The 7,862-nt window shown below is 62.0% G+C and carries 7 protein-coding genes; 3 read left to right on the top strand and 4 right to left on the bottom strand.

Translation table 11 applies throughout. From position 1 onward, the window contains the following. Window positions 1-90: 90 nt before the first annotated feature. Window positions 91-420 (bottom strand): exopolysaccharide biosynthesis protein, encoded by a 330-nt coding sequence (locus IEX32_RS17815; RefSeq protein WP_188772894.1) that lies wholly within the window; start codon window positions 418-420, stop codon window positions 91-93. 305 nt (window positions 421-725) lie between these two features. Beyond that, entirely contained in the window at window positions 726-1,976 is a 1,251-nt protein-coding gene (locus IEX32_RS17810) for an MFS transporter (RefSeq protein ID WP_188772893.1), read from the bottom strand. 349 nt (window positions 1,977-2,325) lie between these two features. Between IEX32_RS17810 and IEX32_RS17805 the strand changes: the two genes are divergently transcribed. Genes IEX32_RS17805 through IEX32_RS17795 form a run of 3 tightly spaced genes read left to right on the top strand, consistent with a single transcriptional unit; the run spans window position 2,326 to window position 6,072 of the window. Beyond that, the gene (locus IEX32_RS17805; RefSeq protein ID WP_188772892.1) at window positions 2,326-3,894 is read left to right on the top strand and encodes a GH39 family glycosyl hydrolase; all 1,569 of its coding nucleotides are present in this window, start codon (window positions 2,326-2,328) and stop codon (window positions 3,892-3,894) included. Beyond that, entirely contained in the window at window positions 3,894-5,507 is a 1,614-nt protein-coding gene (locus tag IEX32_RS17800) for a hypothetical protein (protein WP_188772891.1), read from the top strand. The genes IEX32_RS17805 and IEX32_RS17800 overlap by 1 nt, the downstream gene beginning before the upstream one ends. A gap of 49 nt (window positions 5,508-5,556) precedes the next feature. Then, window positions 5,557-6,072 carry a nuclear transport factor 2 family protein gene (locus tag IEX32_RS17795; RefSeq protein ID WP_188772890.1) on the top strand — a complete coding sequence of 172 codons (516 nt, stop codon included), beginning with the start codon at window positions 5,557-5,559 and terminating at the stop codon, window positions 6,070-6,072. Between the two features lie 48 nt (window positions 6,073-6,120). Here IEX32_RS17795 and IEX32_RS17790 read toward each other — a convergent pair whose 3' ends face one another. Both IEX32_RS17790 and glcF read right to left on the bottom strand, forming a co-directional pair. Further along, complete coding sequence (locus IEX32_RS17790; RefSeq protein ID WP_188772889.1) at window positions 6,121-6,546, bottom strand: GlcG/HbpS family heme-binding protein; 426 nt, start codon at window positions 6,544-6,546, stop codon at window positions 6,121-6,123. Between the two features lie 2 nt (window positions 6,547-6,548). Next, complete coding sequence (gene glcF, locus IEX32_RS17785) at window positions 6,549-7,862, bottom strand: glycolate oxidase subunit GlcF (RefSeq protein WP_188772888.1); 1,314 nt, start codon at window positions 7,860-7,862, stop codon at window positions 6,549-6,551.

The raw sequence follows: 7,862 nt of genomic DNA, 5'->3' as shown, positions 1-7,862 counted from the left end.
GCCTGACCTTCTGAACCGTGGCAATCCGGTGCTAGCCAATGAGCTTGCACCGACACTAACTCGCGCGACCACCCCGCAGCAACGCGACCGCTATCGGATGCGTACCAGCCATCCAATTCCCTTGCACAGCTTCTTGCTCGACATTTTCCGTCGTGAAATAAAGTCAGGCAACCACAGGCACTCGCGGCCGAGGATCATCTGCACCACCAGGATGAATACGATGACCGCGACCGCGGCGGTGATCCCAGGAATCCCACTGGCCGGCGAAGTGGAGATCAGCGAAAAGATCAGCATGAGTGACGCGAAGGAGCTGTGGCCGAGCTTCTCGACCACCTCGTTTATGGTGATGCTGTCATCGTGCGCCGCGCTCTCCAGCTGGTCGAGCACATCGCTCAGCGCCCGCGTGCGCTCCTTTGCCATCAGTCACTCCTTCAAGATCGAACGGAGCCTCCCGAGCGAAGTTCCCTTTCTTGTGAACAGAAACGACACGATCCGCGGATTGGGATGGCAGATGTCAGAAAGGACAGCCCAGCATGGTATTCGATCCCGCAATAGACTGCAGAAAGGCCTTACCGGGCCGAAAAGCATGGCGTTCGGCAGATCAAACCAGGTTCCGGTTCTTCAAGTGTCGAACAGGGACAAGGCGCTGTGGCACGTCGCTTCCAGGTACGCTGAGGCGGCCGCCGGTTGGGCGGCCCGCGCGACAACCTGCCGAGCGCCGGACCTCAGGCTGCTTCTGTGGCGAGCATCGGCTCCGATGGAGACTCGTACTGTCGGCCGGGCCCGGTGAGGAAGAAGCAAATGGCTCCCAGGAGGGTCGATACCGAAACGATAATCAGGAATGGCACATAGCTGTCGCTGATACGCAAGGTGAAGCTCAGGATCAGCGCGCCGATCGCCCCGCCGCCATCGAGGCCGGCCTTCACGAAACCGAGAATGAGGCTGTAGTTCTTCAGGCTGAAATGGCGGGAGATGAGATAGCCGCCGATATCTCCTTCCGCACCCTGCGCGATGCCGATGATGAGTACGGCCCCGGCAAGCAACCACACCAGGCTGACCGACGAGGCCAGGATGACGAACCCGATCGCCGGTAGGCTCAGCGCGAACAGCGCAACGTAGTTGGCCTTGATCCGATCGAGCGCCAACCCGAAGATTACACGACCGACGATTACGCCGATCGCATAAAGCGAGACCATCCAGGTCGCCAGCTGATCGGTGATACCCTGCGCCAGCACGATGAGCTTGAGCTGCGACGACGCGAAGACCTGAGGCAGGTTGATCAGGGCCATACCGCCTACGAGCAGCATAAAGGTACGCGTCTTCATGAGCGCCCAGAGTTCCTGCCGGCTGAGGTGAACGTCGAGGATCGGGCTGCCGTCCGCGGCCTTGTCTCCGCGCTTCTTGGCTCGTGCCATGAACGTGACGCAGATGATCCCGCCGACCGCGGAAATCACACCCAGCATGACGAAGGCGGTTCGCCAGCCTTCGGCATTGATGACGACCGCGATGATCGGGGCCATGATCGCACCGACTAGGGGAGGCGCTGTCATCAGCAGGGCCAGTGCGCTGCCGCGCGCCCTGTCGAATTGTTCGACGATAAGCCGGGAGAAAACGAGCGACGTGGAGAGCACCCCGAAAATGTGCTGCACCACCCAGATCGCGAAAAACTCAACGATGCTGCCGCTCATGATGCTGTACGCAAAGAACCCGAGCGACATGGCCGCAAAGCCGATGGACGCCGCGATCTTCACACCGAACCGGTCGGTAAAGCGGCCCGCGAACGGCGTAAACAGCAGCGTGAATATCTGCAGCGAACCGACCAGCGCATAGTCCGCCTTGGACCACCCGAATTCGTTGATCAGTTCCGGCCCGAAAAGGCTGAGCGTGTAATGGCCGATCGCGGAACCGGTGCCGATCCCGATGAAGGTTGCCATGAGCGAGCGCCAGTTGATCTTGAACTCGCTGAAATAGCTCATGAAACCTTGCCTCTCGTAGTTTCACAGATAATCTGTCGGCCCGTCTCGGATGGCCAGATAATTATACCGTCGACCACGAACCATATGGCGCCTGCTCCACGCCTTTGGGCACCGCCTAACGCATTCTCAACGATCCTGCTAGTCCAACATGCAGCTAGTGGTAAGATTATTTGACCGCTTCGGCCGATTTGCCTAACAGACTGCCATTGACTCATCGGGCACCTGCTCGCTGAGTGATTTACGCAGTCTGCGCGCATTCGTACCGGAGATGGACGGGGGTGTATCCCGGTTGGCTGGAATTCGGCCGGTAACGCAGGTGGGCTGACGCCAAAAAACGGAGAGAGGTGCGATGCAAACCAGGGTCATGGGATTCGCCGCCGCGGTCGCGATGGCAGTGAGTGGCTGCACGACAATTCCGGAGGGTTCGCCGGATGCGGCAACCGCAGGATCGTCAGTGGACCCGGTTCACCGGCAGGCGACCGTTTCGGTCGACTTTTCCCGGTCGAAAGGGGAATTCCTGCACCCCGAACGGTTCAACAACGTCAGTCGGCCAACCAGCTTCCCCCAGGCGCGCGATGCCGATGTTGCCTTCTTCAACGATCAGGGCCTGCATGGCTCGATTTACCGGGTCTGGGTCGATACCCACCTCATCCATGATCCTCAGACGGGCGAATACGATTACGCCATAGTCGACGATTATCTCGCCGATCTCAGCCGCCTGTCCGACCATCTTCTGGTCGCGCTCGATACGCGAGTCCAAGTTCGCGACAGGGGGGAGACGCCTGCCCAGATCAAGCCGGTGATCAAGACGATCCTGCGCGATCTGAAGCGGCGCTATCCGGCCGTGCGCTACATCGAGGCCTTCAACGAGCCCGATCACAACATGGTGAAAGCGGTAAAACCCGAAGACCTCTACGACTATTTCGTCCCGTACTATGAAGCGGTCAATGAAGTTAACCGCGAGCTTCAGCCGGACGTGCCGCTGGAGGTCGGAGGGCCCGCCTTGACCACGCTCAAGGAAGACTGGCTCAACGCCTTCCTCGACGACTACGCCGCCGATACCAACCCCGGCAAGCGGCTCGATTTCATCTCCTATCATGCATATGGGCTGTTCACCTCGGGCGGCCCTGCCGAGGAGGGACCGCGCGCCTACCATTTCTACAAGGGCGATCCGAGCGAGGTCTCCGGGCAGCGTGCCCAAATCGAAGCCGCGCTTCGCAGCCGGGGCCTCGACACGACCATTCCCAGTTTCCTTACGGAGATCGGGATCTATCCCGGACCTTCGTTCGATAACGCCAACGATCCGAGGCCTGACTATCTGCGCAATGCAGTGGGTGTCCCCTCGCTGATCTACTGGTTCCTCGATCAGCCGCACACCATCCCCTTCAACTGGGTGCTTCGCCACAAGACCGAAGAGCGCAAGGACCAGTTGATCACCCGCGCCAGGGATGGCCAGCCGATGGCGGTAAAGGCCGGCGAGGACGAAAAGGAAGTGCCGACCGGCATTTTCACACCCTACGGCAACGCGATGGTGATGTTCTCGAAGCTGAAGGACGAACGGGTCGTAGCGGATTCCGACGCGCTGAAAGCGGGGAAAGGCATTTACGCGATCGCCACGAAGGATAACACCGGCGCGGCGGTGCTTGTCTGGAACTATCAGCTGACCGACAGCCAGTCATTCCGGGTAACGCTCGATATGAACCAGCTGCCGGCCGCCCTGCGAGGCAAGCCGCTGATCCGGAAACAGTACAGGATCGACGACCGGATCAGCAACTACTGGGCAAATCCGGCGACCGCCAACCTCCAGCAGGTTTCGGAAACAACGATCGTGCCGGGTGATCGGCACCAGATGACGTTCGACCTCACCCCTAACGCGCTGCAACTGGTGACGATCGAGCTCGAAGGAAGGAAACCGTGATGAATGATTCCGCCGAACGCAACTCAATTCCGAGCCAGCGAGCCTTGTTGAAAGCCGGTTTCGTTCTGACCCTGCTTGGAGCGGTGTCGGGCTGTGCCACGACGACAGTGGCCGATCGGTCCGCATCTCGACAAGCCGCTGACGAAGCCCTGTCGATCGACGCGGGCACGCTGCCGTTCGTTCGCGAGATGGACGATCGCTTCCAGTCCTTCCAGATCGGCTTTTCGCACCTGACGGGCGGGGACACGTGGAAGTCGTTCGATGCCATGGATGGCAAGCCCGGCGCCAGCGTGGCCGATGTGCGTGAACCTCGAGCCGCGACAGACCTGACCAATCGACGATTGCGCAACCTCACGGCTGCACTGGCCCCCTTTTACCTGCGTTATAGCGGTACAACCGCCAACAACGTCTATTTCCAGGATGACGACAAGCCGAAGCTGGCCAAGGCGCCCGAGGGCTACAAGGTGGTGTTGACACGGCAGCGGTGGAAAGAGGCGCTGGAATTCGCGAAAGCCGTCAACACGCAGGTTGTGACGTCGTTCACCATCAGCGAGGGCGTACGCGATGCTTCCCACGCATGGACCCCCAGGATGGCCGCCCCGTGGATGGCCTATACCAGATCGATCGGTCACAGCCTCTATGCGGCTGAACTCTACAACGAGCCGAACGCCCCCGAGTATCCCGAGCTTCCAAAGGGATATAGCGAAGCGCAGTTTGCAAGCGATTTCGCCACCTTTAGCAAGACCATGGCCGAGGTCGCTCCCCAGACCAAGCTGGCAGGGCCAGGAAACGCCACGCTAGGTATTCCCGGTGTCGAGACCCTCCTGAAACCGTCCCCGGAAGATTACGCCAACGCGAACCCTCGTCCGGAGTTCGACATCATTTCCTACCACTTCTATCCGGTGCTGTCGCAGCGGTGTGCTGCTGCCGATTCGCCGCAATCGATCCCTGCGGACAAGGCCTTCGACGAGGAATTCCTCGCCCGACCGGACAAGCGACTGCAATCGATGAAGGCGTTGCGCGACAGCCATGCTCCTGGAGCGCCCATCTGGCTGACCGAAACCGGCGGTGCGGCCTGCGGCGGGCTGGCTTGGCAACCACTGTTTCTCGACTCGTTCCGCTATCTGGACACCAGCGCCCGCCTGGCGAAGCAGGGTCTCGACGCGATCTTCACACATGCTCTCATCAGCGGCAGCAACGGGGTGATCGACGAAAAGACGTTCCAGCCCAATGCCAGCTACTGGGGTGCGGTACTATGGCGGCGCCTGATGGGCACCAGGATACTCGATGCCGGCCCCGTCGCGCCAGGTCTCCACGTCTATGCGCACTGCCTGCGCGGAACACCCGGCGGCGTCACCCTGCTGGCCATCAACATGCAGGCGCAGGCTGTGAGTTTCGATCTGACGGCGCCTGCGGACGTCTATGCGCTGACCTCGCCCGATCTGCAGAGCAACACGGTGCTGCTCAACGGACAGCTTCTGGCCGTGCAGGCAGACGACACCTTGCCTGCAATGAAGCCCCAGCGGATGCAAGGCAATCAGGTCACCGTCGCTCCGACGAGCATCAATTTCATCGCGCTGCCCGAGGCAAACAATCCGGCGTGCAAGATCTGACGGCAGGACTGGCGTTCCCCGGGTGAAGCAGAAATGACGGAGGTTCTCGATGAATAAAATCGTTACAGCGCTCAGCCGGCGCGGCGCGCTGGCTTCGCTGGGGGTGGTGTGTGCAGGTTCGATGGTCGGTGCCGCAAGCGCTACCGGCAACCCGCCGACCGGACAGACATCGTTGGAGAACGCTGTCGAGGGTCTGCGCACCGCGATGTTGACTGGCGACACCGAGGCGCTCGGCGCCTTGCTCCACGACCGGCTCGATTACATGCACGCAAGCGGACGGAGCCAGACGAAACGCCAAGTGATCGATCAGCTTGGCGGCAAGAACTTTTTCGCGGGACTGGGATTCTCCGACGCGGCATACGAGATCGTCGGCAATGTCGGTATCGTCAAGGTGACCGTCGATCAGGACAAGAATCTTGCCGGTGGCGAAACACGCAAGAGCCGCATCGTCACCCTGCTCACCTGGATACACGATAGTCGAGGCTGGAAGTTGCTCGCTCGCTCCAGCGCCATCATCGAGAGTCCACTGTTTCCACCCTGCAGCCCGGCAAGGCCCGCTGCCTGAACGGGAGGCAGGCCGGGCCGAGGGTGACGAGCGAGCCCCGGAACGGTCTTATCCGGCTGTCTCGACTCCGGCGCTTGCGGCCCCCGCGAGCGCACATATCTCGTCATTGTCCGATGTGTCACCGGTCACGCCGACCGCGCCCACCTTCTGCCCTTCGATGCAGAGGATGACGCCGCCGGCGGCAGGGATGATTTCCGCATCGGCAAGGGCGGCCAGGGCCGCGATGAAAGTGGGGCGCTCCGCCGCCATTTCCCCGATCTTTCTGGACGAGACGCCAAGCCCCAGGGCTCCGGTTGCCTTGGCCATGGCGATCTGCGGGCGCAGGTTCGATGCGCCCGTTTCGCGCTGCACGGCAACAAGGTGGCCGCCCGCGTCCACCACGGCAACGCACAGTGGCTTCAGCCCGAGTTCGCGGCCCTTGGCGATAGCGGCGCTGGCGATTGTGTTGGCTTGTTCGAGAGCAAGGCTGGGCATCATCAGGTTTCCTGTTTTGCGATTTGCGAATCGAGTGCTTCCGGTATCGGACCTCCGGTCGCCCAGTCCAGCAGTTCGACCGTGTGGACCACCGGCACATCGACGCGCGAAGCGATCTGCGTGGCGCAGCCGATATTGCCGGTTGCTATGACGGAAGGCGAGAGCCGTTCGAGGTTCGCAGCCTTGCGATCGCCAAGCTGGCCCGCGATTTCCGGCTGGAGGATATTGTACGTTCCCGCCGATCCGCAGCAGAGATGCGCTTCGGCCGGCTGGCGAACGCGGTACCCCGCCGCTTCGAGAAGCTGGACAGGCTCTTTCCTGATCTGCTGGCCGTGCTGCATCGAACAGGGGGACAGATAGGCGACATCCAGCTGCGGCCCGTCAGCGGCGGCGGGCAGGCCGTCCCTGGCGAGCAGTTCGGTCACGTCCATCGCCAGCGCCGAGAGCCTTGCGGCATCTTCCGCGTAAGCCGGGTCCTCGCGCAGCATGTGGCCGTAATCCTTGATCGTCGTGCCGCAGCCCGAGGCGGTGATCACGATGGCGTCCAGGCCCTTCTCCAACTCGCTTCGCCAGACGTCGACATTCCGGCGCGCGGAGCTCAGCCCGTCCTGCTCGCGCCCAAGGTGCCAGGTCAGCGCGCCGCAGCAGCCCTCGCCCGGCGCGAACTGCACATCGTACCCGGCGCGGGTGAGCAGGCGAACCGTGGCGGCGCGGATCTCCGGCCGAAGCACGTTTTCCGCGCAGCCCTGCAACAGGATCACTCGCCCTCTTCGCGCTGCCTCGGCGAGCGCGGATTCGGTCTTGCCCGGTGCGGGAAGGCGCGAGGGCGCGAGACGCAGCATCGCGGCAAGCGGACGGGTGGCGCTAGTCCGGGCGAAGGCCGGCTCCATCCAGCGCGCCAACCTTGCGAGCCGCAGCGCCAGCCGCATCCGGCGCGGATATGGCAGCGTCTGCGCCAACGTCCAGCGGATCAGTCGCTCATGCACAGGCCGGCGATACCGCTCCTCGATATAGGCGCGGGCATGGTCGACGAGGTGCATGTAGTTCACGCCCGACGGGCAGGTCGTCATACAGGACAGGCACGAAAGGCAACGGTCGATATGCTTGACGACCTCGGCCGAGGGCTCCTGTTCGTTCTCCAGCATCTCCTTGATCAGGTAGATGCGCCCGCGCGGGCTATCGAGTTCGTCGCCCAGCAGCACGTAGGTCGGGCAGGTGGCGGTGCAGAAGCCGCAGTGCACGCATTTGCGGATTACAGCTTCGGACGTTGCCGTTGCGGGATCGAGCAGTTGCTCGGGAGTAAAACGGGTTTGCAT

This window comes from Novosphingobium endophyticum (assembly GCF_014640675.1).
GTDB lineage: Bacteria > Pseudomonadota > Alphaproteobacteria > Sphingomonadales > Sphingomonadaceae > Novosphingobium > Novosphingobium endophyticum.
This window is presented reverse-complemented; position numbering and strand designations above follow the sequence as displayed.

Excerpts from the sequence above, each read along its gene's own strand:
- IEX32_RS17810 (WP_188772893.1), bottom strand. The coding sequence starts at position 1,976 with ATGAGCTATTTCAGCGAGTTCAAGATCAACTGGCGCTCGCTCATGGCA.
- IEX32_RS17805 (WP_188772892.1), top strand. The coding sequence starts at position 2,326 with ATGCAAACCAGGGTCATGGGATTCGCCGCCGCGGTCGCGATGGCAGTG.
- glcF (WP_188772888.1), bottom strand. The coding sequence starts at position 7,862 with ATGCAAACCCGTTTTACTCCCGAGCAACTGCTCGATCCCGCAACGGCA.
- IEX32_RS17790 (WP_188772889.1), bottom strand. The coding sequence starts at position 6,546 with ATGCCCAGCCTTGCTCTCGAACAAGCCAACACAATCGCCAGCGCCGCT.
- IEX32_RS17800 (WP_188772891.1), top strand. The coding sequence starts at position 3,894 with ATGAATGATTCCGCCGAACGCAACTCAATTCCGAGCCAGCGAGCCTTG.
- IEX32_RS17815 (WP_188772894.1), bottom strand. The coding sequence starts at position 420 with ATGGCAAAGGAGCGCACGCGGGCGCTGAGCGATGTGCTCGACCAGCTG.
- IEX32_RS17795 (WP_188772890.1), top strand. The coding sequence starts at position 5,557 with ATGAATAAAATCGTTACAGCGCTCAGCCGGCGCGGCGCGCTGGCTTCG.